25 protein-coding genes and 1 pseudogene are annotated in these 25,451 nt (G+C 67.8%); 6 read left to right on the top strand and 20 right to left on the bottom strand.

Annotated features, from left to right (window positions below):
* Positions 1-87: 87 nt before the first annotated feature.
* From KXD97_RS11775 to KXD97_RS11705, 15 genes are all read right to left on the bottom strand, one after another.
* Positions 88-1,650 carry a long-chain-fatty-acid--CoA ligase gene (locus KXD97_RS11775; RefSeq protein ID WP_260756948.1) on the bottom strand — a complete coding sequence of 521 codons (1,563 nt, stop codon included), beginning with the start codon at positions 1,648-1,650 and terminating at the stop codon, positions 88-90.
* A 73-nt stretch (positions 1,651-1,723) separates the two neighbouring features.
* The gene (locus tag KXD97_RS11770; RefSeq protein WP_260756947.1) at positions 1,724-2,311 is read right to left on the bottom strand and encodes a TetR/AcrR family transcriptional regulator; all 588 of its coding nucleotides are present in this window, start codon (positions 2,309-2,311) and stop codon (positions 1,724-1,726) included.
* A gap of 7 nt (positions 2,312-2,318) precedes the next feature.
* Positions 2,319-3,278 (bottom strand): oxygenase MpaB family protein, encoded by a 960-nt coding sequence (locus KXD97_RS11765; protein WP_260756946.1) that lies wholly within the window; start codon positions 3,276-3,278, stop codon positions 2,319-2,321.
* 206 nt (positions 3,279-3,484) lie between these two features.
* Positions 3,485-4,045, bottom strand: coding sequence for a hypothetical protein (locus KXD97_RS11760; RefSeq protein ID WP_260757928.1), 561 nt, complete (start codon positions 4,043-4,045; stop codon positions 3,485-3,487).
* Between the two features lie 23 nt (positions 4,046-4,068).
* Positions 4,069-4,812 (bottom strand): mannan-binding protein, encoded by a 744-nt coding sequence (locus KXD97_RS11755; RefSeq protein WP_396885388.1) that lies wholly within the window; start codon positions 4,810-4,812, stop codon positions 4,069-4,071.
* A gap of 71 nt (positions 4,813-4,883) precedes the next feature.
* Positions 4,884-5,495, bottom strand: a complete 612-nt coding sequence (locus tag KXD97_RS11750) for a tetratricopeptide repeat protein (RefSeq protein WP_260756944.1) — start codon at positions 5,493-5,495, stop codon at positions 4,884-4,886.
* 27 nt (positions 5,496-5,522) lie between these two features.
* The gene (locus KXD97_RS11745) at positions 5,523-6,773 is read right to left on the bottom strand and encodes an MlaD family protein (RefSeq protein WP_260756943.1); all 1,251 of its coding nucleotides are present in this window, start codon (positions 6,771-6,773) and stop codon (positions 5,523-5,525) included.
* The gene (locus tag KXD97_RS11740; protein ID WP_396885057.1) at positions 6,770-8,038 is read right to left on the bottom strand and encodes an MCE family protein; all 1,269 of its coding nucleotides are present in this window, start codon (positions 8,036-8,038) and stop codon (positions 6,770-6,772) included. The genes KXD97_RS11745 and KXD97_RS11740 overlap by 4 nt, the downstream gene beginning before the upstream one ends.
* Positions 8,038-9,156, bottom strand: coding sequence for an MCE family protein (locus KXD97_RS11735; RefSeq protein WP_260756942.1), 1,119 nt, complete (start codon positions 9,154-9,156; stop codon positions 8,038-8,040). The genes KXD97_RS11740 and KXD97_RS11735 overlap by 1 nt, the downstream gene beginning before the upstream one ends.
* A gap of 22 nt (positions 9,157-9,178) precedes the next feature.
* On the bottom strand, positions 9,179-10,225 hold the full coding sequence (locus KXD97_RS11730; RefSeq protein WP_260756941.1) for an MlaD family protein: 1,047 nt from the start codon (positions 10,223-10,225) through the stop codon (positions 9,179-9,181).
* Complete coding sequence (locus tag KXD97_RS11725) at positions 10,218-11,273, bottom strand: MCE family protein (RefSeq protein WP_260756940.1); 1,056 nt, start codon at positions 11,271-11,273, stop codon at positions 10,218-10,220. Before KXD97_RS11725 ends, KXD97_RS11730 begins: the two co-directional genes overlap by 8 nt.
* Complete coding sequence (locus KXD97_RS11720; protein ID WP_260756939.1) at positions 11,270-12,943, bottom strand: MlaD family protein; 1,674 nt, start codon at positions 12,941-12,943, stop codon at positions 11,270-11,272. The genes KXD97_RS11725 and KXD97_RS11720 overlap by 4 nt, the downstream gene beginning before the upstream one ends.
* A complete protein-coding gene (locus KXD97_RS11715; protein ID WP_396885385.1) occupies positions 12,944-13,711 on the bottom strand; it encodes an ABC transporter permease in 768 nt (255 codons plus the stop codon).
* A gap of 88 nt (positions 13,712-13,799) precedes the next feature.
* Positions 13,800-14,645 (bottom strand): ABC transporter permease, encoded by an 846-nt coding sequence (locus KXD97_RS11710; protein WP_260756937.1) that lies wholly within the window; start codon positions 14,643-14,645, stop codon positions 13,800-13,802.
* 255 nt (positions 14,646-14,900) lie between these two features.
* A complete protein-coding gene (locus KXD97_RS11705) occupies positions 14,901-15,554 on the bottom strand; it encodes a TetR/AcrR family transcriptional regulator (RefSeq protein WP_260756936.1) in 654 nt (217 codons plus the stop codon).
* 47 nt (positions 15,555-15,601) lie between these two features.
* Between KXD97_RS11705 and KXD97_RS11700 the strand changes: the two genes are divergently transcribed.
* Genes KXD97_RS11700 through fadD8 form a run of 3 tightly spaced genes read left to right on the top strand, consistent with a single transcriptional unit; the run spans position 15,602 to position 19,421 of the window.
* Positions 15,602-16,822 carry an oxygenase MpaB family protein gene (locus KXD97_RS11700; protein ID WP_260756935.1) on the top strand — a complete coding sequence of 407 codons (1,221 nt, stop codon included), beginning with the start codon at positions 15,602-15,604 and terminating at the stop codon, positions 16,820-16,822.
* Positions 16,797-17,699: an oxygenase MpaB family protein gene (locus KXD97_RS11695; RefSeq protein ID WP_260756934.1), complete on the top strand. Its 903-nt coding sequence runs from the start codon at positions 16,797-16,799 to the stop codon at positions 17,697-17,699. The genes KXD97_RS11700 and KXD97_RS11695 overlap by 26 nt, the downstream gene beginning before the upstream one ends.
* Before the next feature lie 57 nt (positions 17,700-17,756).
* Positions 17,757-19,421, top strand: coding sequence for a fatty-acid--CoA ligase FadD8 (gene fadD8, locus KXD97_RS11690; protein WP_396885052.1), 1,665 nt, complete (start codon positions 17,757-17,759; stop codon positions 19,419-19,421).
* Here the strand turns inward: fadD8 and KXD97_RS11685 are convergent.
* Complete coding sequence (locus KXD97_RS11685; RefSeq protein ID WP_260756932.1) at positions 19,410-20,081, bottom strand: FadR/GntR family transcriptional regulator; 672 nt, start codon at positions 20,079-20,081, stop codon at positions 19,410-19,412. The two genes, fadD8 and KXD97_RS11685, sit on opposite strands and share 12 nt — an antisense overlap.
* A gap of 47 nt (positions 20,082-20,128) precedes the next feature.
* Here KXD97_RS11685 and KXD97_RS11680 point away from each other — a divergent pair, with 47 nt between their 5' ends.
* Entirely contained in the window at positions 20,129-21,352 is a 1,224-nt protein-coding gene (locus KXD97_RS11680) for an MFS transporter (protein ID WP_260756931.1), read from the top strand.
* A 172-nt stretch (positions 21,353-21,524) separates the two neighbouring features.
* On the opposite strand, the gene KXD97_RS11675 is transcribed toward KXD97_RS11680, so the two are convergent.
* From KXD97_RS11675 to KXD97_RS11660, 4 genes are read right to left on the bottom strand one after another with little or no spacing between them, the layout of a single operon-like run.
* Positions 21,525-22,112, bottom strand: coding sequence for a nodulation S family protein (locus KXD97_RS11675; protein WP_260756930.1), 588 nt, complete (start codon positions 22,110-22,112; stop codon positions 21,525-21,527).
* 32 nt (positions 22,113-22,144) lie between these two features.
* Positions 22,145-22,912 (bottom strand): PIG-L deacetylase family protein, encoded by a 768-nt coding sequence (locus tag KXD97_RS11670; protein WP_260756929.1) that lies wholly within the window; start codon positions 22,910-22,912, stop codon positions 22,145-22,147.
* On the bottom strand, positions 22,909-23,850 hold the full coding sequence (locus KXD97_RS11665) for an acyl-CoA dehydrogenase (protein WP_260756928.1): 942 nt from the start codon (positions 23,848-23,850) through the stop codon (positions 22,909-22,911). Before KXD97_RS11665 ends, KXD97_RS11670 begins: the two co-directional genes overlap by 4 nt.
* Positions 23,847-24,602 (bottom strand): glycosyltransferase family 2 protein, encoded by a 756-nt coding sequence (locus tag KXD97_RS11660; protein ID WP_260756927.1) that lies wholly within the window; start codon positions 24,600-24,602, stop codon positions 23,847-23,849. The genes KXD97_RS11665 and KXD97_RS11660 overlap by 4 nt, the downstream gene beginning before the upstream one ends.
* A gap of 51 nt (positions 24,603-24,653) precedes the next feature.
* On the opposite strand from KXD97_RS11660, the gene KXD97_RS11655 reads away from it, so the two are divergent.
* Together KXD97_RS11655 and KXD97_RS11650 are read left to right on the top strand one after the other, a co-directional pair.
* The gene (locus tag KXD97_RS11655) at positions 24,654-25,361 is read left to right on the top strand and encodes an HAD family hydrolase (protein WP_260756925.1); all 708 of its coding nucleotides are present in this window, start codon (positions 24,654-24,656) and stop codon (positions 25,359-25,361) included.
* A gap of 10 nt (positions 25,362-25,371) precedes the next feature.
* Positions 25,372-25,449, top strand: a pseudogene (locus tag KXD97_RS11650) (deazaflavin-dependent nitroreductase); the annotation flags it as partial.
* Positions 25,450-25,451 lie beyond the last annotated feature (2 nt).

The following is a 25,451-nucleotide window of genomic DNA, read 5'->3' as shown; positions in this document are numbered from 1 at the left end:
GAAACAAATGGTGACCGGCATCTCCGGGTGCGGCCGGAGGGGACGGGCGGCGCGGGGCCGCCGACTCACCGCAACCGGGGTCTGGGACTACACCGTGGTGCGGTCGCGGACCTCCCAGTGGGGCTTGCGCAGCTCCTTTTTCAGGATCTTGCCGGTGGGGTTGCGCGGCAGCTCGTCGGCGATGTCGACCGACTTCGGACACTTGTAGGCGGCCAGCCGCTCACGGGCGAAGGCGATCAGCTCGCTTTCGGACGCCTCGCCCTCCAGGACGACGACGGCCTTGACGACCTCACCCCACTTCTCGTCGGGGACGCCGATCACCGCGACCTCGACGACGGCCTCGTGTTCGGCCAGCACCCGCTCCACCTCGATGGAGTAGATGTTCTCGCCGCCGGAGATGATCATGTCCTTGAGCCGGTCCTCGACGAAGATGTAGCCGCCCTCGTCGACGCGGCCGATGTCGCCGGTGCGGAACCAGCCGTCGTCGGTGACGGCCTCGGCGGTCGCCTCCGGCTTGTTGTGATAGCCCTTCATCAATTGCGGTGAGCGGAACCATAGTTCGCCTTGCGTGCCGGTCGGGACGTCTTCCAGGGTGTCCGGATCGACGACACGCACCTCGGCGTTGGGCACCAGCGTGCCCGCACTGGACAGCCGCTCCTCTTTCCCCGGGTCGCGGTGCGCTTCGGGCAGCAGGTGGCTGATCACGCCGCACAGTTCGGTCAGCCCGTAGGCCTGCATGAAATCGGTGTCCGGCCAAGCCTGTAACGCCTGACGCAGCAGCGGCAGCGGCATCGGCGACGCTCCGTAGGCGAAGGTCTTGAGCGACGAGAACAGTTTCACTGCGTCCTCACCGGCCTCGAGCAGCTTGGCCAGCACCGCCGGCACCAGGAATGTACGGTTGGCGCCCTTGAGAATCGCCCCGGCCAGGGTCATGCCGTCAACGTCGCGGGTCATCACGCTCGGGAAGCCGTCGTGAATTCCGAACTGCACGTACGACGATCCGCCGACGTGGAACAGCGGCATCGCCACCATGTTCTTGTCACCCTCGTCGAACTCGAAGCCCTCGTGGGCATTGAGGGTGTGGGCGATGATGTTGGACTGGGTGAGCTCGACACCTTTCGGGCGGCCCGTGGTCCCCGACGAGTACATGATGATGCACACGTCGTCAGGCTGAACCTCCGACGAGCGTTCGGCGGGGGTGGCGGCCGCCAGCAGGTCCTCGTACTCGTCGTCTCCTTCGGGCTTGACGGAGATGACATGGTCGATGTTGGTGAGCTTGTCGCGGATGCCGTCGACCGCGTCCTTGAACTCCTGACCCACGATGAGCAGCTTCGCGCCGGAATCGTTGAGCACATAGTCGAGTTCGTCGGCGGCCAGCCGGAAGTTGATGATCGCGTTGGCCGCGCCCAGCGATGCCGCGGCGAAGGTGAGCTCGACGCACGCCGGGTGGTTCTTGTCGAGGAAGGCCACCACGTCGCCCCGCGTGACGCCCCGCTCCTTCAGCGCACCGGCGAGGCGGCGAACCCGTTCGTTCCACTGCGACCAGGTCCAGGACCGGTCGAGGTAATCCATGGCTTCGTCGTCGGGTTTGGTGGTCGCCCAGTGTGCGAGGCGTTCGTCGAGGAATTGCGGTGCGGACAGGTCGGCCATGGGCAGAAGCGTGCCACGCTGATGCGCGCCGCTGAGCGGATTCGCACAATCGCCCACAACGACTTCACAGAATTCAGTGCACCAGCGGCGCGAGGTGGGTGCGGGCGTAGCCGGCGACGGCCTCGTCATCTGTGACGTCGAGGACGGGGGTGCTGACCTGGACCAGTGAGGCGGCGAGCCGGATGTGGATGTCGGCGACGGCGAGCAGCTGATCGTCGGGCATGGTGGCCCCGGCCGCCCGCAGGGCCTTGGCCATCGCGGTGGCCGCACTGACCAGGAACAGCCTTGCCTCCTCGACCATCTCGGTGGTGGCGGTGAACTCGCCGTCGAGCTGAAGGAACCTGCGCATCACCGGTTCACCGGTGAGCAGCCGTACCCCTTCGCGGAAACAGGCGACCGCGGCCTGCTGGGGTCCGGAGTCGATGGCCACGGTCTGCAATCGCGCCATCGCGAAGTCGAAAGTCTGCCGCCCCAATTCGGTGATCAGTGCGTCGCGGCTGGGGAACCTCCGGTACAGCGTGCTGCGGCTGACGCCGGCCTGGCGGGCGATCACGTCCATGTTGAGGCGGCCGACGCCGACGAGCGCGACCTCTTCGGCCGCGGCCTTGAGGATCGCGGCTTCTTGTTCGCCGGGGGTGTTCCTGGTGCGCGCGCGCCGCATCGGCAGGTCAGCCCGCCGGGCAGCGGCCAGGTGGCGGCGCGAACGAATCAAGGGCGACTGAACGGTGCAGCCGTACCAGCTTCTCGTATTCGATCCTGTTGCGGGCCAACGGGATTAGCAGCACTCTGTCGGGCAGGGTGCGCCACGCCAACTGCAGCAGCCGGGTGTAGAGCGCGAACTCGCGGTCGTGGCGCGTATCCCACCGGAAGCCGGACATGTCGCGGATACCGGGGTGCAGGATGCCGAACGAGCACACGGTCACCACCCTGCCGGCCAGCGGCCGCAGCGCCAGCCAGCCGGGGGTCAGCGCCAACCGCAACGCCGGCGGCAGCATCAGCGTCGGCAGCGGAAGCCTGGTGAGGTTTTCGGTGACCTGGCGCAGGAACGGATTCGACGCGAGCTCTCCGTCGACCATCGACTCGTAGTACTGCTCGGCCTCGGTGTAGGTCGCGGGCAGCTTCGCGTTCTTTCCCGGCAGCTCCAGCGACCGGAAGCCCTCCAGCAGTTGCTGATACGCCGCTTCCCGCTCGTCCTCGGTCAACGTGATCCCGGTGCACGGGGTGAACGAGTTGAGCACCACGAACAGTCCGCTGACCGCGATCCAGTTCCACAGCTTGGGATCCAGCGCGCTGTAGCGCACGTCAGCGAAGTCCCCGGCCCCGCGACCGCGCACCTCCCGGTGCATCCGCTTGAGCCGCTCGCCCTCCGCCGCGCGGTCCGCCGCGTCGCCCCAGATCGCCAGCAGTGCCGAAAACCCGCTGCGCACACCGCGGTCAGCGAAGTTCGAGGCGAACCGCCCGGTCTTGTCGACCGCGGCCGCCACCGGCACCAGCGCGACCTCGTCGAATGCGGCAGCGCCGAAGAGTCCGCTCAGCACGCTGCCGGAGTGCTTGCGGAACTCGTGAAGGACTTTCGGCCGGATGTTCTCGGTGGAGCTGGGTGAGGACTGCTCGACGACCGCGACCATTGCGCCTCCCGAACCTTGTCGTTGACACAAAGACTAGCCATATGTGTCAACATGTCAATGGTGGGCGTCGCGGGCCGGGCGCGAGCGTGCGGCTTGCACGGTGCGAGCGTGCGCGATGTCGGTTATTTGCGCGGTGTGTCCGCCGCAGACACGCACGCTCGCGGGGGTGTGGTGCTTGCGGGGGGTGTGGTGCTTGCGGGGGTGGGCTATGCGCCGGTGCAGACGCCGGAGTCGCGGATCACGGTGCCGTAGACGTTGGCCGTCGCGATGTTGGCGTTGATCTGCCCCGATGGCATCCGCTGTTTGATCTTGTCGCTGATCTGGGTGAACTGATACCACAGCCGGTAGATCGAATCACCGTGGAACAACGGCGAATACTCGCTCTGGTCCGGATAGTTGACGATGAACAGGGTATGGGCGCGTGGGTCCAGAAACGCGGCGGACTGGTCGAGGTTGGCGGCGACGATGTCACCGGCCTGGGTGACTCCGGCCCGCGACCAGTCGTCGCCCTGTTCGGCGAGGAAGCGCTGGAATCCGTACACCTGGTCCATCAGCGGGCCGTACTGGGCATTGATCCACTGACAGGATTCGCGCTGGGCGGTGATCTGCTCAGGGGTGACGCGGATCTGCCAGAGGTTGTACGGGAACGGCGTGTAGTCGGGCTGCCAATCCGACGGGTAGGGGGTGAAGACGGGCAGTGTCGGCGTTGCAGGCTCGGCGTGACCGACCGGCGCAACAGCCAACAGCCCGGCCAATACTGCCGCCATCCCCGCCGCCCGTCGGAACACCGCTACGCTCCGCCGAATTCGGGACGCAGGATCGGCGCCAGCGCCGCCAGCGGGATGTGCGCCTGGACCGTGCCGCCGTCCATCGACCACTGCATGATCCCGGGGGTGAAATTCGTCGGACGGTCACGCCCCACCGGATAGTCCGGCATGTAGATGATCAGCTCCTGGGGCGTCAGCGCCCACGCCTTGTACGCACCGGAGTACACCTTGTCCGGGGTCCAGCGATCGATCACGAACGGGTACGTGCGCGGCTGGTGAGCCGGGGGCGCCACATCCAGTGCCTGCTCGACGAACGGCTGCGCCAGCGGCGGGATGGCCGTCAGCGGATCCAGCCCCGGCTTGACGAGATCGGCCAGTTGCAGCCTGCGGCCGTCGGCCATGTCGAAGGTGAAGGTGCGGTAGGCGTTGTTGAAGTCGGGTCCGTCGGCGTGATAGGTCTCGCGGAACACCACGCTCACCACGTCACCGCGGCGGAAGATCTGGTGGTTCCCCTCGCCGAAACTGTCCGCGACCATCTTCACGCCCGCGGTTCTCCAGTTGTTCATCAGCGTGCTCAGATAGTCCCGGATGACCGGCCCAGCCGCGGAATGGTCGACGAGATCGCCGGGAATCGCGATCTTGATGTCGCGGACCGCCTTGCGCTCGGACGGCACTGTGGTTCGACAGTACTGACCGTCCCACTGCCCGCCCATCTCGCCGCAGAACGACGGCGCCGATGCGGCGGCAGCGGGGGCGCCGATCGTCATCGTGGCGACCGTGGCCGCCGCGGCCAGTACCGGACTCAGCAGGCGCATGTGGCACGTCTCCTCATGGATCCTCAGGGAAGCTCGACTTTACTTGCGCGCCAACGGCCGTCGATGTAGTCCATGGTCATCTTGATGCGGCTGCGGTCGATGCGCGGATCCGGCACGTTGGTGTTGGTGACCGACTGGTCGACGAACAGCAGCACGACGGCCTTGTCCTTCGACGCCGACTGGACCGCAGATTCCAGCACTACGCCGTGGGCGGCCGCCTTGTTGTCGATCAGCAATTGCCGCAGCTCTGTACTCGACTGCGAATACATGTCCTTGAACTCGCCGGTCGCTCCGTCGAGCACTGCGTCGAAGTTCTCGTCGACCTTCGACGAGTCGATACTCGTCAAGACCTGCGCGTACTCCGCGGCTGCTTGCCGTGCCTGTTCGCCGGCTTGTGCGATCTGCCGCTCCTGCCACAACTGCCAGCCCAGGAAGCCGACCGCCGCCAGCAGCACGACGAACGCCGCGGCCACGGCTGCCCGCACCACTCGGCTTCGCCGACCGTCCCTGGTGCCGGTCGTGTCGGGCTCGTCTTTGGCCCCGGACTCGGCGGCAGGAGGTTCGGACTGCTCTGCGGCGTCTACGGCGTCCGGCTTCTTGCCGGTGTCGTGGTCTTCGTCGGTGCTCACGGACATCATCATCTCCTAGCGGACGGTCTCGGTTCAGCGGGGCGGCTCGATGGGAAGCGTCGGGCCACCGTAGGGCGTCGGAATCGTGTAGCGCCCCTTCGGGGTTGGATCGGTCTGCCGGCCGAGATCGGCGCCCGGGGGTGGTCCGGCGGTGTCGTCACCGGCGGGCCGTGGCGCGTTCTTGGCACCGCGGACCAGCACCCCGGGATGGTCGTCCCGGCAGTAGGTGTACATGAACGGTTCCGGGAAGTCCGCCGACGACGGAGGCAGCTTCGGGGTGCCGTAGTCGCAGGTGTAACGCGGATAGATCTCAGCGTTCCCCCACAGCCCGCCGTCGTGCATCGCGGTGCCGAGGGCGTCGAGAACCGACGTGCGGTGCGTCGGGAACAACGCGTTCAGCGCCGGTACCCGCAGATACAACAGCCGAGACGTGGTGGTGAGATTGCCCAGCAACTGGACCATGGTGTCGGAGTTGTCGAGGAACAGGTTGTCGACGGCCGCCAACGCGGCGGGAGTCTGATCGGTCAACCGGCGGTAGCCCTCGCGCATGCTGTTGATGCCCTCGAAGGTCTCGGCGAGATTGTCGGAGGCGACGTCGATTCCGGGGTTCTTGTCGGCGACCATGGTGAAAACCACCCGGCTGGTGCGCAGCAGGGAGCTGGTCTCGGGCAGGACCGAATCGAGGGTGGACAGCAGGAAGGTGCCGCCGTCGACGATGTCGGCGAGCTTCTGCGGCCCGGCTTCACTGAGGCTCAGTTCTCTCCTGATCAGTTCGAGCTTGCCGACGTCTGCCTGAGCCAGCGCTCCGTCGGCGTTGGCCAGCAGTTCGGCCAGGCTGACCGGGACGGTGGCCCTGCCCGACCCGACCACGGCGCCGTCGGCCAGGAACGGACCCGTCTGCGCCTCGGGGACGAAATCGATGTACTGCTCACCGGCCGGGGACAGCCCCGACACCCGCACCGCCGAGGATTCCGGAATCTGCACCGTCGACTCGACATTCACGATGGCATTTACGCCGGCCGGGGTGATGTCGAGCCGTTCGACCCGGCCGATCTGCACACCCCGTAGAGTCACGTCCTGGTTGGGCAGCAGCCCCGCCGACTCCGGCAACTCGACGGTGAGCCGGTAGCTCGACGCGAACGGATTCACCCGTAAGGCACCGAACAACAGGTACGCGACCGCGACGACGAGCGTCACGACCAGTGCGAGCGCCGACAGCCAGGTGCGACGCCGATAGCCGTACCGGACGACACCGACGATCCGGTCCGCGGCACCGGCGATCATCGTGGAGCCTCTGCCGGCAGAAGGGCCGGTGCTTGTGCCGGTGCCGGTGCTTGTGCCGGTGCTTGAGCCGGTGTCGCCGCCGGGGGGACGGCGATGATCTCGCCGGGTTCGGTCGGGCTGGGGATCACCGGGATCTGCGGGACGCCGGGCCCCTTGCCCACGACCCGCTCCTGCAGCCGCCACAGTGTGTACTTCAGCGTGCCGACCAGCTGATGCCAGTCGTGCCGCTTGGGTCCGTGCAATCCGGAGTCACCCGCGAACCCGATGTCGGGGATCGATCCCAGGACCAACCGGTCGAAGCTGGCATCCAGCGCGATCGCGTTGCTCGTCATCGACTTGATGAACGGCGGCATCAAGCGGTTGAGCGCATACAGGGTGGCATCCGGCGCCACCGCGACGTCGTTCCAGGCGCCGGCGATGGTGTTGGCGTCCGCGATCACGCTGCGTCCCGTGGTGTCGGTTCCTGCGATCGACGGGAACTTGCGCAACTGGTCGGAGACGTCGCCGACCTGGGTCAGCAGATCGGCGATCTGCGTGGTGTGGGCCGCCAGCGTGTCGGTGGCCGGACGCGCCTGCGCCATCACGTCGCTGATCACCTGGTTCTTGGCCGCGATCTCCGAGGCCAGCCGTGAGGTCTCGGTCATCGCGGTCGAGATCTCTTCCGATCGGGCGTTGAGCTTGCCGAGCGTCCGGTTGGTCTTGTCGATCAGGTTGCCGAACGCCTGGCCCTGGTCACCGGTCGCCTTACCCAGACCGTTGATGATGTTGGTGAAGTTGCGCACCGCACCGCCGTTGACCAGGATCGCCGCGGAGCCCAGCACCGATTCGACGGTCGCGGCGGCCGTCGTCGAGTCCAATCCGATGGTGTCGCCGTCCTTGAGCAGCGGGACACCCGGTTCGACGCGGCTGGGCGGTTTGATGGCGATGAACACATCTCCGAGTGGGGTCGCCGATCGCAGTTCGGCGGTGCTGCCCTGCGGCAGCGCCACCCCGTCCATGATCCGCAGGGTGGTCACCGCGGTGTAATTGCGCGCCGCGATCGACTCCATCTGACCGACGTCCGCACCGGCGAGTTTCACCTTCGCGTTGGCCGGCAGATTCAGGGCGTTGGTGAACACCGCATTCAGCCGATATCCGCCGGATCCCACGTTGGGTGCCGGGAGCGGCAAGCTGGCCAAACCCTCAGTGGCACAACCGGAAACGGTAAGACAGGTGGCCATCGCCAGGGCCGCGGCAACCCTGCGGCGACTCCTGATCGTCGCCATCACTTCTGCCCCATCGCCGCGAGCCCATCCAGCATGTAGCTCAACCCGAAATCCGGTCCGAAGTCCTGCAGAGTTCCCGTGCTGCACCCTAGTTGCCGCAGGCCCATCATGTTGCAGACCTCCTTGATCAACTGGTTGTCGAACAAGACCTTGTCGGTGACCACCTTCACCCTCAGGGCACCGTTCTTCTGGTCGGCCACGTTGTAGAGGTTGTCGAGCGTCATGGGCGCGACGTCGAGCAACTCCATGAGATCGCGCTCGTGATCGACGGCGGTGTTCAGCACGACATCGCCATTGGCCACCAGATCCTTGATGGAATCCCGGTGGGTTTCCAGCACCTCGCCGGCCTGGTCGAGCACTTCGTTGATCTTCTTACCGGTGGTGCCGCTGCCGAGATCCTCGTCAGCCAGGATCTGGCTCAGTGCGCGCACCGACGAGCCGAACTCCCGCATCATCGCGTCATTGCGCGCGGCGGCATCCGACAGCGAGCTCACATTGCGGACGATGGTGGTCAGCTGGTCCTTGGTCACGGTGCCCCGATCGGAGCTGAGCCGCAGCGCATTCGACAGTTCGCCGAGTGCGTCCTTCATCTGCTGGCCGTTGCCGTCGACGACAGCGGCGCTCCCGTCGACCACGTCGGCGATCGGCCCGTTGCCCTTCCCGTCCCCGCGCAGCGAGACCGCGAGCTTGTCGAGAACGTCGAGCACACGGGCGAATTCGACCGGTGTCCGGGTCCGGTTCAAGCCGATGGTGTCGCGGTTCTGCAATGTGGGGCCGTCCTGATACGGCGGCGTCAACTCGATCTGCCGATCGGTCAGGATCGAGTTCGAGATAGTGGCGGCTTGCACATCGGCGGGAATCTTGACGTCCTTGTCGACGGTGAAATCGACTTCGACGTATCCACCCTTCGGGGTGATCTTGGTGACCTTGCCTACCGGCATCCCGAGCACTGCCACCGTGTTGCCCTCGTACAGGCCTGCCGCGCTGTCGAATTGAGCGGTCACGGTGATGGTGTCGAGCCGGTCCGTGGTGAATCGCACGGCCATGGCGGTAACCACCACCGCCACCGCCACACCGATGGCGGCGATCGCGATGATCCTGGATCTGGCGCTTCTCACCCTCGCTCCTCGCGTGCGCGGCTCATTTGCAGTCCTGGAAGTACTCGATCAGGCCGAACTGCTTGGCTCGACCGCTGATCGCACACATCCAGGAGTCGATCAGCAGGCCGTTAGAGGCGTTGAAGTCGATCGCGTTACCGGTGCCGGTGATGTTGGTCAGGTTGCGCAGCGCGATCGGCGCGGTCTGCAGGATGCTGCGCACCATGGCGTCGTTCTTTCCGAGCAGGGTGGACAGTTCGCGCACGTTGGTGAGCAGCTCCTCCAACTCGGGACGGTCGTCGATCACCGTCCCACTCAAGTTCTGCACCAGGTTCGTAAGTGCGTCCATCATCGCCTGGAACGTGGCGCGTCGTGCGACGAACTCCCCGAGCAGCGAATTGCCCTGATCCACCAGATTTCCGATGGTCGCCTGCTGGCGGCGCAGCGTGGTGCTGACCATCTCGGTCGTCTTCAGCAGCTCACCCAGCTGGTCACGGCGCTGCGCGATGATCGTCGACAGTGTGTGCGTGTTCTCCAGCGCCTGCGGGACCACCGGGGGCAGGGTTTCCAACTGCTTGCCCAGGATCGCCAACGTCTTGGCGAACTGGTCGGAGTCCACCTGCTCGTAGGTGGTGGCGACGTCGGACAGCGCCTCTTGCAGGTCGTAGGGCACCTCGGTGTGCGTTAAGTCGAAGGTGTTGTCCGGCAACGATCCCGGACCGTCGGGATAGATCGCGAGGTAGCGCGACCCCAGGATCGTAGTGACCTTGATCGAGGCCCGTGAATCCTCGCCCAGGACGACGTCGTCGCGGATTTTCAGACCCGCCTCGACGTGATCCCCGGCGAGCTCCATGCTCGTCACTTCCCCTACCGGGATGCCGGCGACGGTGATCGGCTGGCCCGGTTGCAGCGCTGCGGCCTGCAGGAAGCGCGCGGTGTAGTGGCGGTAGCCGAAATCGGCGACTCTGAACAGCAGCAGCGTCGCGACGAGCACCACGACCACCGCGACGGCGACGACACCCAGCCAGATGGCGCTGTAGCTCTCCAGCGGGCGCCGCCGGCGCCGCGTCTTCGGGGTTTGATCAGCCATTGGCCATGTTCCTGCACTTCGGGGTGTAACGGGCTTTGTTGCCGGGCGTGGCGGCGGCGACGACGATCGGGGTGACGTCGTTGAGTCCCGGGAAGAATGCGGTGCCGTCCAGGTTGCACGCGTAGGCGTTGGCGTAGGTGCCTTCGCCGGTGATGCGCGCGAATCCCTTGAGCAGCAGCGGAAGATTGGCGCCGACGAACGCCAACTGCGGTTCGATCCCGACCATGTGCTTGGCGAACCCGGGCTGGCGCTGCACGAGTTCGTTCAGCGGCGTGTACACCTCGTCGGAGATCGTCGAAAGTTGGCGCATCACTTTGGCGATCGAGCCCATCGAATCGATCAGTTCGGGGCGCCGTGCGTCGAAGGTCGACACCACCGACCGGGCCTGGCCGACGATGTGGTCGAGATCGTCGTTGTGCCTGGCGAGATTGGCCACCACCACGTTGAGGTCGGTGATCACGCCGCCGAGTTCCTCGTCCCGGCCGGCGAACGCGTCGGTCAGCTGTGCCGTCTGGTCGATCAGCGCGGTGATCGAGCCCTCGTCGCCCTGCAGCGACTGGATGACGCCCTTGGTGAGGTCGTCGGCGTGCTTCGGGTCGAGCACGCTGAACAGCGGCTCGTATCCATTGAGCAGCGTGCCCACATCGAAGGACGGATCGGTCTGTTCGACCGGGATGACGCTGCCGGCCGGAAGCGGTTCCGGCTCGCCCAGGTTACCCAGCGACAGCCCGAGGTACCGCTGCCCGACGATATTCTGGTAGGTCACCGACGCCACCGTGCTGCCCAGCACCTGCTGGTCGGCCTGCACCACGAAGGAAACCTTGGCCTGTTTGCCTTGCAGCTCAATGCTTTCCACCCGGCCCACCCGCACGCCGGCCATTCGCACGTCGTCGCCTTCGCGCAGCCCGAACACGTCGGTGAAGATCGCCGCATACGGCACCGTGGATCCGGCGACGTCGCGGCGCAGCGTGACATAGACCAGCCAGGTCAACGTCACGGCCACCGCCATGAACAGCGACAGCCCGACCAGTGCGCCACGGGATCTCATCGGGGCTCCTCTCCCGGGGCCGGCGGTGCCGGCGAGACCGTGGTCCCGCGGGCGACCGGCCCGAGCAGCAACTGGGTCGCCGGAGTGACCGGCCGGCCGGTGATGACGCTGAGCGTCGTGCGCTCATACGGGCTGCCGACGGGGCCGACGTTCCCGCCGAACGACCCCGGCTGAGCCGGCAATACAGCAGACGCCGGGGCGGCTTCGGCGGGCAGCGGCGGGGCCGGCGCGGGAGCAGCCGGAGCCGGTCCGATGGGAGGCGGCGGCGGACGTCGGGCCGAGTCAGCGGGTTTGGGCGCCACCGGCGCCAGCGGAGACTGATTCACCGGAGGCGGCGGTATCGGGATCAGCGCGTCGTTCGCCGTTCCGGGAACCGGAGGCGCAGGCGACATCCACGGCGGCAGTGGCGGATTGGGGTCGGCCAGGTTCGGATTCGGGTTGATCAGCGGCGGTCCCACAGCCACCAGGTTCCCGTTCTCGCCGACCACGGTGCCCGGCGGGGGCGCCAGATCCGCGGGCGGCTGATAGTTCTGCGGCAACAGCACATCCGGCAACTCCGGCCGTGTGACCACCAGCGGTGCGGTGTAACAGCTCGGCCCCTTCAATTCCCCGTATCGCGGGCAGTCGGCGCGGGTGTAGGTGTAGGTCGGGGTCAGCGAGATATTCATGCGCATGTTGCCGATATCGCGCTCGGGTCGCCACACCTCGTTGAAGAACTTGTCGGACAGCCCGTTGATCTTGAGGAACGCCGGCAGCCAGTGATGCGACGTGTCGGCCAGATTCCCGATGACCGGCGTCAGCTCCGACGTGATCTTGACCAGCCGGTCGGTGTGGTTGTTCAGCGCGGTGTGGGTGGTCCCCATGGTGTGCAGACCGCTGCTGACCAGCGCGTCGAGCTGAGCCCTCTGCTCCACCAGGGTCCGCATCGGTCCGACCGCGATGTGCAACGCGTCCAACAACTCCGGCGCGGTCGCCCGCAGTCCCCTGGTGGCGTCGACCAGAGCCGACACCGTGGTCGGCCCGGGATCGGTCGCGACGATCCCGTCGATCTCGTCGACGAGCCGGCTCAGCTGTGCACCGCCGGCGAGCAGCTCGCTGCGGCGGTCCTCGGTCGCCGCGTTCACCGCGGCCAGGATGCCCACCGTCTTGTCCTCGCGGCCGCGCCCGGTGGCCGCCAGGATGTCGCGCAATTTGCTGATCGTGGTCTGGAACAGCACGGTGGGCAGTTCGGTGTCCTCCGGGATGTGCGCACCGGCGGTGATTGCCGCGCCCGGGCTCACCCCCTCCGGCGAACGGTCCACCAGCTGCACCGATGAGACCGCGAACACGTTGCTGGGCACCACCCTTGCGGTGACGGTGGCCGGTATCGACGCGGCGTACTCCGGGTTCAGGTTGATGTGAACGAAGTTCGGGTTGCCGTGCGCGGCCGGCGTGACACTGTCGACGGCGCCCACCAACACGCCGTGGTACTTGACGTCGGAGCGTTGCGGCAGCCCGTCGCCGACGTTGACGAGATTCGCCACCACGCGGACGAACGGGTCGAGGCGGCCCGTCGCCTTGACCAGCAGGGTCGACGTGATCAGCGCTGCCACAAGGACAACCGCGATCCCCCCACCGAACAACTGGCGATCGGTGGGTCCGCGCCCGTCCAGGTCAAAGGAATTCGCCACCTACCCTCCGAACCTCGCTCCGGCGTCGACGTTCCACAGCGCCATGGTGAGCAGCATGTTGACGATGATCACCACGGTGATACTGGCCCGCATGGCGTGTCCGGCGGCAACGCCGACGCCCTCGGGGCCTCCGCTGGCGTAGAAGCCGTAGTAGCACTGGATCGTCGTGGCGATCCACACGAAGACGATGGCCTTGAGCAGCGAGTAGAGGATGTCCTGACCCGACAGCATGAGCGTGAAGTAGTGCAGGTACGAGCCCGTCGCCCCGCCGCTGATCACCCGCACCACCACCTGCGTCGTCAGATAGCTGACCGCCAGGCAGACGACGTAGAGCGGGATGACCGCGATCACCGAGGCCATCAGCCGGGTGGTCACCAGATACGGGATCGGCCGGATGGCAAGAGAATCCAGCGCGTCGATCTCCTCGGCGATGCGCATGGACCCCAGCTGCGCGGTGAACCGGCAGCCGGCCTGGGTGGCGAACGCCAACGACAACGCGATCGGGGCCAACTCGCGGGTGTTCACCAGTGAGGAGATGATCCCTGTCGCCGGGCCCAGCCCCAGCAGGTCCAGGAAGTTGTATCCCTCGATGCCCACGAGCGCACCCACGGTCACACCGAGAACGATCGCCACCCCCGCGGTTCCGCCGCCCACCACCAGAGAGCCGTTGCCCCAGGCGATGTCCGACAGCAGGCGGACGAACTCGGCGCGATAGTGCCGCAGCGCCAACGGGATCGCCACGATCGCCCGCACGAAGAACACCAGCATGTGGCCGAGCCGCCCGATCGGCGGCGTGACCTTCCCGCAGAGGCGGACGAACGGGGCCAGCAGCGGCGGTACGAAGGTCGACGCCACGTCAGAGCCCAACCCTCGGGAACAGCATGATGTAGAGCTGGCTGATCGCGACGTTGACGACCATGAGGATGAGGATCGACTCGACCACGGCGGCGTTCACCGAATTCGCGACGCCGGTGGGGCCGCCCACCGTGGCCAGCCCCTTCTGACACGACACCACGGCGACGATGGCGCCGAAGATCACCGCCTTCACCAGCGCCACGATCATGTCGCCGGTCGTCGTGAACGAGGCGAAGGTGGCGACGAAGCTGCCCGGAGCACCGTTCTGGAAGTACACGTTGAACAGGTAGCTGGCGAGAAAGCCCACGAAGCACACGACTCCGGTGAGCGCCACGCCGATCATGATCGCCGCCGCGAAGCGCGGGACCACCAGGCGGCGGATCACCGAGACACCCATGACCTCCATCGCGTCGATCTCCTCGCGCATCGTGCGCGATCCGAGGTCGGCGGTGATGGCCGAGCCGACCGCCGCGGCCATCAGGATCGCCGCGGTCAGCGACGCGGCCTGCCGGATCACCGCCAGCCCGCTCGCGGCGCCGGCGAGCGAGGTGGCGCCCACCTGGCCGGCCAACAGCGCGAACTGGATCGACAGCGTCACCCCGATGGGCAGCGCCACCAAAACGGTCGGCAACACCGCCGTCCCCGCCATGAACGCGCCCTGCCGGATGAACTCCTGCCACTGAAAGCGCCCGGTGAACAGGTCGATCAGGAAATACTGGAGGGTGCGAACACCGAGGATGAACTGGTTGCCGACCGTCGCCAACGACGCCAGCGGGTGACGCTTGACGTAGCCGCCGGCCCAGTCGGTGATGACGGTGGCTCCGTCACCCTTTGCGTCGGCGCTCATCCGCGCTGAACGACCATTTACTTAATGCCTTCGATTTTGCTCGTGCCAACCTCGGTGGTCGGCGTGTTTTCTGCAGTTGAGAGCGTTAATTGACGCCTGCGGCACCCGCCGAACCCGTCGCATTCCCGCCCTGTCGGCATGAGTATGCCCATTAGCTTCTCCGATAGGCAAGGAATCAGCAAAATCCCCGCCTGCGGCGGACGAATTTCTGACACGAGCGGCGGCTCGCATTCAATTCGCGTTCTGAGGCGCTGGTCACCGCGACGGGAAACGGTCCGGCGGCGGGGCCGGCCAGGGTCGCAGATAGTTCAGTGCCATCAGCGTGATCTCGTCGATGAACTTCTCCCGCTCGATCGGCGGCTGGTCGAGGATGTAGCGCACACAGAGGTGTTCGACCATCCGAACCAGCATCCAGGCCGCGGTGTCGAGTGTCGCGTCGGCCCGGACCTGCCGCTTGTTGATCGTCAGATAGGCCACCGTCAGCTCTCCGATGCGCTGTTCGAACGCCACCAGCTTGCTGGCCGCACCCAATCGCGGCGTCTGTTCCATCACCGCCCGCAGGAACTCGGGGTGCACGTCGAGAGCGTCGACCAGTGCGGCGATCGACTCGCGGACGTAGTCGGGCGCGGGCTGGTCCAGCCGCTCGGACACCCGCGCCGCCACCCGGGCGGACAACTGGTCGCTGAACCGGTCGATGACCGCGGCGGCGATCGCGTCTTTGTTCGGAAAGTACTGATAGAGCGACCCCGGGCTGATGCCCGCCGCGGCGGCGATGCGGTTGGTCGAGGCGCCGTCAAATCCATGCGTGATCAGCATCTGCTCACCGGCGTCCAGGATGCGGTCCACCATGGCGCGGGACCGTTCCTGGCGGGGCGCCCGACGGAGCCGGGACGACGGATCAGCGCTCATGCGTACGCGAATTGAACGCGAATGATCGCTCGTGTCAGCATGGCGCCATGGTGACACAGGAAACCGCCGCCGTATACCCCCGCCGGTTCATGGAGGGGGAACGGCGCAACCGCAGGATGGGTCGGCCGCTGCGCGCACTCACCCGTACCGTCCGGCTCGACTCGACGCTGACCACCAAAATCGGCAGGCGCCTCATGCACCGCGACGAGGTCGGGGCGGCGCTGGTGGCGGCGATGAAATCCGAGGGCCCCGACCGGGTGAGCATGGGCCAGTTCAAGCTGGCCCTCGAGCACGGTGTCGACGCCGTGCCGAATTGCCCCGCACCGCTGCGCGATTTCTTCGCCGTCGTCGAGAACACCCCAGCCTGGGTCGATTTCGACCTCGTCAACCGGGGTGCCGCCGCGTACCGGCGCCTCGGCACCAACGCCGCAGACGTGATGCTGCAGCTGTCGCTGATCGGCGGGTACCGGTTCGGCGGTCCGACCGACCTGCTCGTCGAAACCGGCGGGCTGACCGGCCGCACGACCGTGCGACGGCTGGCCGAGACCCAGAAGTGGGCCGTCGCCGTCTCCGAGCCCGATGCGATGCGCCGCGACGGCGAAGGCTTCAAACTCACCGTGCACGTTCGGTTGATGCACGCACTGGTCAACCATCAGTTCGAGCGCAACGGCCGCTGGGACATCGAGCGTTGGGGGCTGCCGATCAACCAGACCGACCAGGCCGCGACCCTGGGCCTGTTCAACGGTGCCTTACTGCTCGGGGTGCGGATGCTGGGTGTGCGCGTCAGCCCCGCCGAGTCCCGCGCCATCATGCATCTGTGGAAGTACGTCGGCTGGCTGATGGGAGTCGACGAGGACTGGTTATGCGACAACGAAGCTCAGCAGCACCGGCTGAACTACCACCTGCTGGTCACCCAGTCCACCGTCAGCGCCGCCGGGCCGGCACTGGCCAATGCGATCGTCGACGCACAGCGCGAGCTGCACTACCCCAACGCCGCCGCGCTGCGCGGCGCCTACCACCGGGCTAGGCTGCTGAGCATGCTGCGGTTCTTCCTGCGCGCCGAGGGCATGGCCGACCTGGAACTACCGCGGGCACTGCCCTGGGCCGTGCTGCCGGCGATCGCCAAGAACACCGTCCGCTATCAACTGCTGTCCCGCACCTGCCGGGGCCGGGCCTACCTGGAGCGGTGGGGCGACCGGTCACGGAATCGCCAGCTGGACAAGTACTTCGGGGAGCAGCAGCATGACGTCGGCCGACTCCCCGGCTGAGGACGCCCTCGGTCCGTCGTCGCTGCTGTGGCGCTGGGCCGGGGACATGCGCATCGCGTTCGAAGGCGGCACCGCGGGGTTGCTGCAGACGATGCACCCGGCGATCGGGCAGGGGCTGATCGACCACTCCGACTTCTTCGACGACCCCGTCGACCGCGTCTTCCGTTCACTGCCAGGCATTCTCGGCACGGTGTATGACGGGGACCTGGCCGAGGCGACGGGACTGCGAGTCCGCGACTTTCACCACGACATCAAGGGCACCCTGGCGGACGGGCAGCGCTATCACGCGCTGCACCCGGAGACGTTCTGGTGGGCGCACGCAACCTTTCAGCGGATGGTGGATCGGCTGGCGATGCACTGGGACTCGCACGGGCTGACCACACAGGAGAGCGAGCAGCTCTACGCCGAGGGCCGCGAGTGGTACCGCCGCTACGGGATGACCGCGAGCGTCGTGCCCGCCGATCGCGCCGCGTTCGAAGGCGAGGTGGACCGCTACTGCCGTGAGGTGCTGCAGCCCAACCCGGCGTCGGATTATCTGGTCGAGTTCATCGGCAGGCGGGCGATCCCGGACATGAGTGCCTCCCCCTACTATCCGAGCCATCCCCGGCTGCGTCCGCTGGCCGACGCGCTGCTGCCCACCCTGCCGGTGCGGATGGCGCTGGCCCCGCCGATGCGGCTGGTGATCTTTGGCGGCCTGCCCGCCCTGGTGCGGGACCGCTTCGGCATCCGCTGGACGCGCGGCGACGAACGGCGCTACCGCGCGATCCGGTCGGCCATCCGCACGGGCTGGCGGTATCTGCCCGGGTCGCTCGCGTGGTATCCGGCGGCGCGCAAGGGGTGGCTGCGGGAACTGGGTCACGTCCCGGCCCGCTTCTGACCGTCCGCCGCCGAACTCGCATTCCACGCGCAAAAGTTCGCCGTAGCCCCACGTGGAATGCGATTTCGCGGGGACCGGCTGACTGGAATTGGAACACGTTCTAGTCTGGTCGGCATGAGTGATCAGCTGCGCCATTTCCTCCACTCCGGCCACCTCACCGTCGGCGCGCTCAAGCGCCACAAGGACAAGCCGGTGCTGTTCCTCGGGGACACCACCCTGACCGGCGGCGAGCTGGCCGACCGCATCAGCCAGTACATCCAGGCGTTCGAGGCGCTGGGAGCGGGAACCGGCGCGGCGGTCGGACTGCTGTCGCTGAACCGTCCCGAGGTGCTGATGATCATCGGCGCCGGCCAGACGCAGGGTTATCGCCGCACCGCGCTGCATCCGCTGGGTTCCCTCGACGACCACGCCTACGTGCTGTCCGACGCCGAGGTCACGTCGCTGATCATCGACCCCAACCCGATGTTCGTCGAACGTGCCCTCGGCCTCGTGGAGAAGGTGCCGTCGCTCAAGCAGGTGCTGACCATCGGGCCCGTCCCGCCTGAACTCGCCGCCGCCGGCGTGACCGCTGTGGATCTGACCGCCGAGGCCGCCACGTACCCGGCCAAGCCGCTGGTCGCCGCCGACCTGCCGCCCGACCACATCGGCGGCCTGACCTACACCGGCGGCACCACGGGCAAGCCCAAGGGCGTCATCGGCACCACGCAGTCGATCACCACCATGACCACGGTGCAGCTGGCCGAGTGGGAATGGCCGGAGAACCCGCGCTTCCTGATGTGCACGCCGCTGTCTCACGCCGGTGCGGCGTTCTTCACGCCGGTGATCGTCAAGGGCGGCGAGCTGATCGTGTTGACGAAGTTCGATCCGGCCGAGGTGCTGCGCGTCATCGAGGAGCAGAAGATCACCGCGACGATGCTGGTGCCGTCGATGATCTACGCGCTGATGGACCACCCGGATTCGCACACCCGCGACCTGTCGTCGCTGGAAACGGTGTACTACGGCGCCTCGGCGATGAACCCGGTGCGCCTGGCCGAGGCGATCCGCCGGTTCGGGCCGATCTTCGCGCAGTACTACGGCCAGTCCGAGGCGCCGATGGTGATCACCTACCTGTCCAAAAGGGACCACGACGAGAAGCGGCTGACCTCGTGCGGGCGGCCGACGCTGTTCGCCAAGGTGGCGCTGCTCGGCGAGGACGGTCAGCCGGTGCCCCAGGGCGAGGTCGGCGAGATCTGCGTGGCGGGGCCGCTGCTATCGGGCGGGTACTGGAACCTGCCGGAGGCGACGGCGGAGACGTTCCGGGACGGCTGGATGCACACCGGCGACCTGGCCCGGGAAGACGAGGACGGCTTCTACTACATCGTCGACCGCACCAAGGACATGATCGTCACCGGTGGGTTCAACGTGTTCCCCCGCGAGGTGGAAGACGTCGTGGCCGAACATCCTTCGGTGTCCCAGGTGTGCGTCATCGGCACCCCGGACGAAAAGTGGGGCGAGGCGGTGACGGCCGTGGTGGTGCTGCGGCCCGACGCCGACCGTTCCGAGTCCGCCGTCGCGACGATGACCGCCGAGATCCAGGAGTCGGTCAAGGAGCGCAAGGGTTCGGTGCAGTCACCCAAGCAGGTGATCGTGGTGGACTCGGTACCGGTGACCGCGCTGGGCAAGCCGGACAAGAAGGCCGTACGGGCGCAGTTCTGGGAAGGCGCGGGGCGTTCAGTCGGCTGAGCCGACGCCTGCCAGGATCCGGTCCAGGAACTCCCCTGCCGTCCGGCCGGCTCGTTCAGCGTCTCCGGCGGCGATCTGATCGAGCAGCACGCGGTGATCGCAGCGGTCTACCGGCACATGCTGCGTCGTCACGACGCTGGCGGTGACCGCCTCCATGAGTCCGCAGTAGAGCTCGATGAGGGTGCGGTTGCCGGAGGTGCGCACCACGGCGAGGTGGAACTGGGCGTCGACGCGGGCGTACCCCTCGGTGTCGCCGGCGGCCCCGTGCTCGTCGCGGCGGGCCAGCAGTGCGCGCATCTGGTCGACGTCGGCCTTTGTGCGATGGGCGGCGGCCAGGCGTGCGGCCTCCACCTCGAGCGCCCTTCGCACTTCGAGCACTTCGCGCAGTTCGGTGCCGCACAGGCGGCGCAACGCTCCGGACACCTCGCTGGTGGCGCGCACGTAGGTGCCGTCACCCTGACGGACCTCGAGGATTCCGGCGTGTGCCAGCGCGCGGACCGCCTCACGTACCGTGTTGCGTCCGACCCCGAGTGTCTGGACCAACACGGTTTCGTTGGGTATCCGCTCCCCGACCGGCCATTCGCCGGCGAGGACGGCATGCCTGAGTTGCTCGATGACCTGCTCGACCAGACCTGCCCGACGCGCAGTGCTCAATGGCACACGTAAACCCTTTCGTCCAATCATGGGATGTATGGCACGGTAGCAAGATGCACACCGACCGGCAGACCATCACCGCGGATTCGACGTCCCACGCGTCGAGCCGGGTACCCGGAGTCGCCGGCGGCGTGTTACTGGCGCTGGCCGTTGTGCTCACCGCGCTGAACCTGCGTCCCGCCGTCACCAGCATCGCGACCGTGCTGGGGGACATGCGCGCCGAGCTGGGGGTCTCGGCCACCTGGGCCGGATTGCTGACCACACTTCCGGCGCTGTGTTTTGCCGGCGCCGGCTTCGCCGCACCATGGCTGGCGTCCCGCATCGGCCTCGGACGGACCATCTCGGCGGCCATGGTGGCCCTGACCGCGGGTCTTGCGTTGCGCGTGGTGGACGGACCCCGGGTCGTCCTGGGCGCCACGCTGGTCGCGTGCGCCGGCATCGCCCTGGCCAACGTTCTGATCCCGGTCGTCATCAAGGGATCGTTCCCCGCCCGAATCGGGCTGATGACCGGCATCTACACCGCGGCGCTGCAAGGCGGCGGAGCGCTCGGATCGGCGGCCACGCCCGGCCTGGAGGCTCCGCTGGGCAGCTGGCGCGAGGCGCTGGCCGCGTGGGCGGTCGTCTCGTTCCTCGCGCTCGCGGTGTGGATCCCGGCCACGCGCCGGCACCGCGACGCCTGGGCGGCCCACACTCGGCCCACCGCCGGGCGTCGGTCACTGCTCGGCAACCCGCTGGCCTGGACGGTCACCGCGTTCTTCGGCAGCCAGTCGTTCCTGGCCTACATCGTGATGGGGTGGCTGCCCCAGGTCTTCATCGACAACGGCGTCGACAAGGTCAACGCCGGCCTTCTCGTCGGGCTGACCTCGCTGATCGGTGTTCCGTTGTCGCTGCTGATCGCACCGCTGGCCGCGCGCAGACCCAGCCAGAGCGCATGGATCGTCGCGGTCGGGGTGTTCGGGTTCGCCGGGGCGGTGGGCCTGATGGTGGCGCCGGGCGCACAGCCGCTGCTGTGGAGCGTGTTGATCGGCATCGGGATGAGCGCGTTCTCCATGGCGCTCGCGGTGTTGGGCCTGCGTGCCCGCACCGCCGAGGAGACCGCTCAACTGTCGAGCATGGCGCAGGGGTTCGGGTATCTCGTCGCCGGAACCGGACCGTTCCTGTTCGGACTGCTGCACGACGTGTCGCACGGGTGGACGGTGCCGTGGGTGATGTTCCTGGCCGTGTACGCCGTGCAGATCGTGGCCGGCGCGCTGGCCGGGCGCGGCCGCTACGTGTGAGGACGCCGGGGTACAGGATGATGACGAAATTGTTGAGTTTGTGGTCGAGGCCGGATGTGCGCGGGGTGCGGGGCTGCTGACTCCGTCGGCGCGAGCGTGCGTCGTTGCCGGATTTTTCGCGGCGTGTCGGCTGCCGACACGCACCCTCGCCCTCTGAAGGTGGGGAAGAGGGTCAGGCGCCGGGGACGGCGGTGCGGGCGGCCACCGACGTCGCGCCGGCGGTGTCGAACACGTCGATCACCACGTCGGTGTCGCGGTACCCACCCAGATGATGCAGTCCGTCGGTGGCGCCGATGATGTCGTGGGCGTGGTCGCCGTTCATCAGATAGTCCTCGACGTCGTGGCGCCAATGTGCGGCGAGCACGGTCGCCGCTGGTCGCAGGCGGGGTACCTCACGGTCCAGGACCTCCCGCAACGTCGCCGGCGCGAGGTAGTAGCAGACCTCCGAAAGCACCACCAGGTCGAAAGGCCCGGCGGGCCAGGGCCCATCGAGTGAGCCGCGCAGCAGCGTCACCTTGTCCCGCACACCTGCGCCGAGCAGTCGGCGGTGTGTGGAATCCAGTGCCGCCACACTGACGTCGGAGCTGGTGAGGTGATCACAGCGGCCGGTCAGCCTCTGGGTGAGCACGCCGATCGAACAGCCCGGCTCGAAGGCATGCCGGTAGCGGGCGTACGGCAGCAATGCCACGGTGATGTCGTACTTGCGCCGCTCATACCACCGGCTTTCCAGCCGCCATGGGTCGGCCGCCTGCGCATACATGCGGTCGAAATAGCTGTCGGGAAGCCGGGGAGTCAGCGGAAGACCACCTCCCCCACCGCCAACTGCCGCGACAGGACATACGGCGGCAACACCGGCTCCGCGCCGGGCGACGGTGGCGTGAACTGACTGAGAAAGCACTGCGCGGCAGTGAGTTTGCGTTGCGACGCGACCGGCGTGAGGGGCACGGTGTAGGTGCGCTGCCACGGCACCGCCCGGTCATCCGGCAGCGCCCAGTGCCACATCCACACCGGATACTCGACGAGCGTGACGCCGGTGCGCTGCGCGGCCACCGCGGCGGCCCGGCCGACGGCTTCGTGGTCAGGGTGCCCGTCGCCCCGCCATGTCGCGGCGCACCAGGTTCCCGGCGACCGGTCGGCCAGGATCTCGGTGAGCAGATCGGAGAGCCGCTGTTCGTGCTGCGCGAGCTGTCCGTCGGGCAGCCCCAAACTGATCGGCGGCGCTACCCCGAGAACATTTGCCGCGCTGTGCAATTCGGCCCTGCGGGTCTTCTCCAGCCGATACCGCTGCAGCGGTGACGCATCCGGAAACGCGGCGCCGCCATCGCTGGACGACACGATCTGCACCGGCACACCGGCTTCGGCCAGCGATGCCACCGCCCCGCCGAATCCCAGGGTCTCGTCATCGGGGTGTGCGCCGACGACCACCAGTTCGGCGCAGTCGCACAGATCGAGCCGGGGCAGCGACAAGCCGGCCGAAGTCCACACCTGTTCGGCGGTACCGCCTTCGGCGAGCGGGCAGGCGGCCAGCCTGGCGGTGTTGTCCAGCTGGGCGGTGGTCACGTCGCCTCCCCGGCCAGCGCGCCCAACCGCTCCAGATCGCGTTCGGCGTGACTTTGCCGGACGTAGACGCTCAGGTCGGCCACCCGCTGGGCGTGCACGGGGTCCGCGCACAACGGCGTCGGGCCGAGCGCGCGGGCGGTGCGGGTGAGGGTCTCGTCGACGGCTGTCTCCACCACGGCGCGCGCCCGGCGAGCCAGCAGTTCCGCGCGTCCGGCCTTGTCGGCCGGATCGGCGTCGACTTCGGCCGCGGTCACCGTCAGCGTCGCCGCGGCAGCACTCAGGGCGGCGTCGACCGCACCCAGATGCGCCGCGGTGTGCGCGTCGCCCCGGCCGCCACGCACCCGGTCGTACAGCGCCGCGGCGACGGCCCGGGCGCCGCCCAGCCAGCACGCCGCCACCCCGACCGCACCGTGCCAGAAGCCGGGCCGGCTCAAGTACTCACCGGGTGCACCGACGGGGGTGGCCGGTGCGCCGTGGAATTGCACTGAGCGCGTGTCAGATTCGGCCATGCCCGCATTGCTCCACCGGCCGGGCAGCCCCCGCACCCCGCGGCCGGACAGGTCGACCCCGTACAGGCCACGCTCTCCTGACGGCAGTCTCGCGGTGACGAGCGCATGTGAGCACAACCCCGCCCCGGAGCACCACGTCTTGGTGCCTTCGAGCAGCACCTGGGCTCCCTCGACGATGGCGGTCAGTGATGCCTCGCTGGACTCGGCCGCCCACACCCCCCACAGCTGCCCCGGCGGCGGCGTATCTCCGCAGAGTTCGGCCAGGATGGCGACCGCGTCAGTGTGGGCCTCGGCCAATCGTGCTGCGGTGAGGTCGAGTTCGGCGAGCGCGGTGAGCTGCGCCCACCGTTGCGCGGTGCGGCCGCGGCCGGGGAGCGGCAGGTCCAGGTCCCCTGCGGCGAGCCAGTCGCGAACCAGGCCGGCGTTCACGCGCTCAGCCCCGTTGGACACGGGTCGTCCGAGTGTTCGGCCCCGTCGAGGTCACGCAGGTACTTCGCGAAACCTTCTGGGGCGCGGCCGTTCCGACGATCCGACGTCGCCACCGACAGGCGCCGGTCGCGGTGCACCCGCAGTCCCGCCGCTTCGAATCGTTCCACCAGGTCGACGTCCTCGCTGCTGGGCAACGCGCGGAAGCCGCCGACGCTCCAGTAGGCCGATGCCGCGAAACCCATGTTGGCGCCGTGGATGTGACCGTGTCCCTGTCCGGGGGCGCTCTTGGCACGGTAGGCACGCAGATACCGGCGCGCCAGCGCCGGCGAGAAGTGGCGCCACACCGGGACATGCACCACGCCGAGCACCATGTCCGCGTCGGCGTGACGGTCCGGATCGGTCATTCGGACCAGCCAATCGGAGTCCACGACGCTGTCGGCGTCGGTGGTCGCGTACCACGCGTCGGCTCCGACGAGGGCCGGCAATGCGCGCGCGTATTCGAAGCCGGCGGCCCGGGCGGCCCCGACGTTGCCCGCGTCGATGGTCACGAAGTGAACGTCGGGGCCGAATCGCCCGGCCAGCGCGTCGCTGCCGTCGTCACACGAGTCCAGGACGACGACCGTGGTGACCGGGTTCGGCACGCACAACGCCGCCGTCGTCACCGCGCGCAGGCAGCCCGGCAGGTGGGCCGCCTCGTTGTGCGCGGGCACCACCACGACGACGGGTTCCGGCAGGTCGTCGAACACAGTCATGGGCGCTAATTAGCCAATCAGCGAAGTTTTCACACCTGGCAGGATGGTGGGGTGGCTGACCTGCAGGCGGTGCTGTTCGACTTCTCCGGGACGCTGTTTCGGCTCGAAGAGGACGACGGCTGGTTCGCCGAGATGGAACTCGACAGCCCGATGACCCCCGAGGGCAACCGTGAGATCGACGGGCATGTGCAGGCCGAGTTGATGCGCCGCCTGACCGCGCCGACCGGCAGGTCGGTGCCCATGACACCCGATGCGCTGCAGGCGTGGATGAGCCGCGATCTGGCCCCACACCTGCACCGTGAGGCCTATCTGCACGTGCTGCGTGAGTCAGGACTCGCCGATCACCACGCGGAGTCGCTGTACAGCAGGGTGATCGACCCGGCCTGCTGGACGCCGTACCCCGACACCGTGGCCGTGCTCGACGGTCTGAGCCGGCGCGGAATCAGAACCGCGGTGGTCTCCAACATCGCGTTCGACATCCGGCCCGCGTTCGGGGCGCTCGGCGGCCGGGCCCACGTCGACGAGTTCGTGCTGTCGTTCGAGGTGGGCGCCGTCAAACCCGGTCCGGCGATCTTCCAGACCGCGCTGGATCGGCTGGGCGTGCCCGCCGAGCGGGCGCTGATGGTCGGGGACAGCGACGAAGCCGACGGCGGTGCCCGCGCGCTGGGCTGCGCGTTCGCGCTCGTCGATCCGTTGCCCACCCGGGAACGCAGGGACGGGTTGCTCGCGGCCCTGCGGGCCCACGGCATCGAACTGTGACGACCGGGCCCTGGTGACCGGATCCCATCCCGACGAGTTCGAAGCGTTGGTCGGGCGCTGCCCGGTATTCCGCTTCGATAACGTTTGAGA

Source organism: Mycobacterium sp. SMC-8, assembly GCF_025263565.1.
In the GTDB taxonomy this organism is placed as follows: domain Bacteria; phylum Actinomycetota; class Actinomycetes; order Mycobacteriales; family Mycobacteriaceae; genus Mycobacterium.
This window is presented reverse-complemented; position numbering and strand designations above follow the sequence as displayed.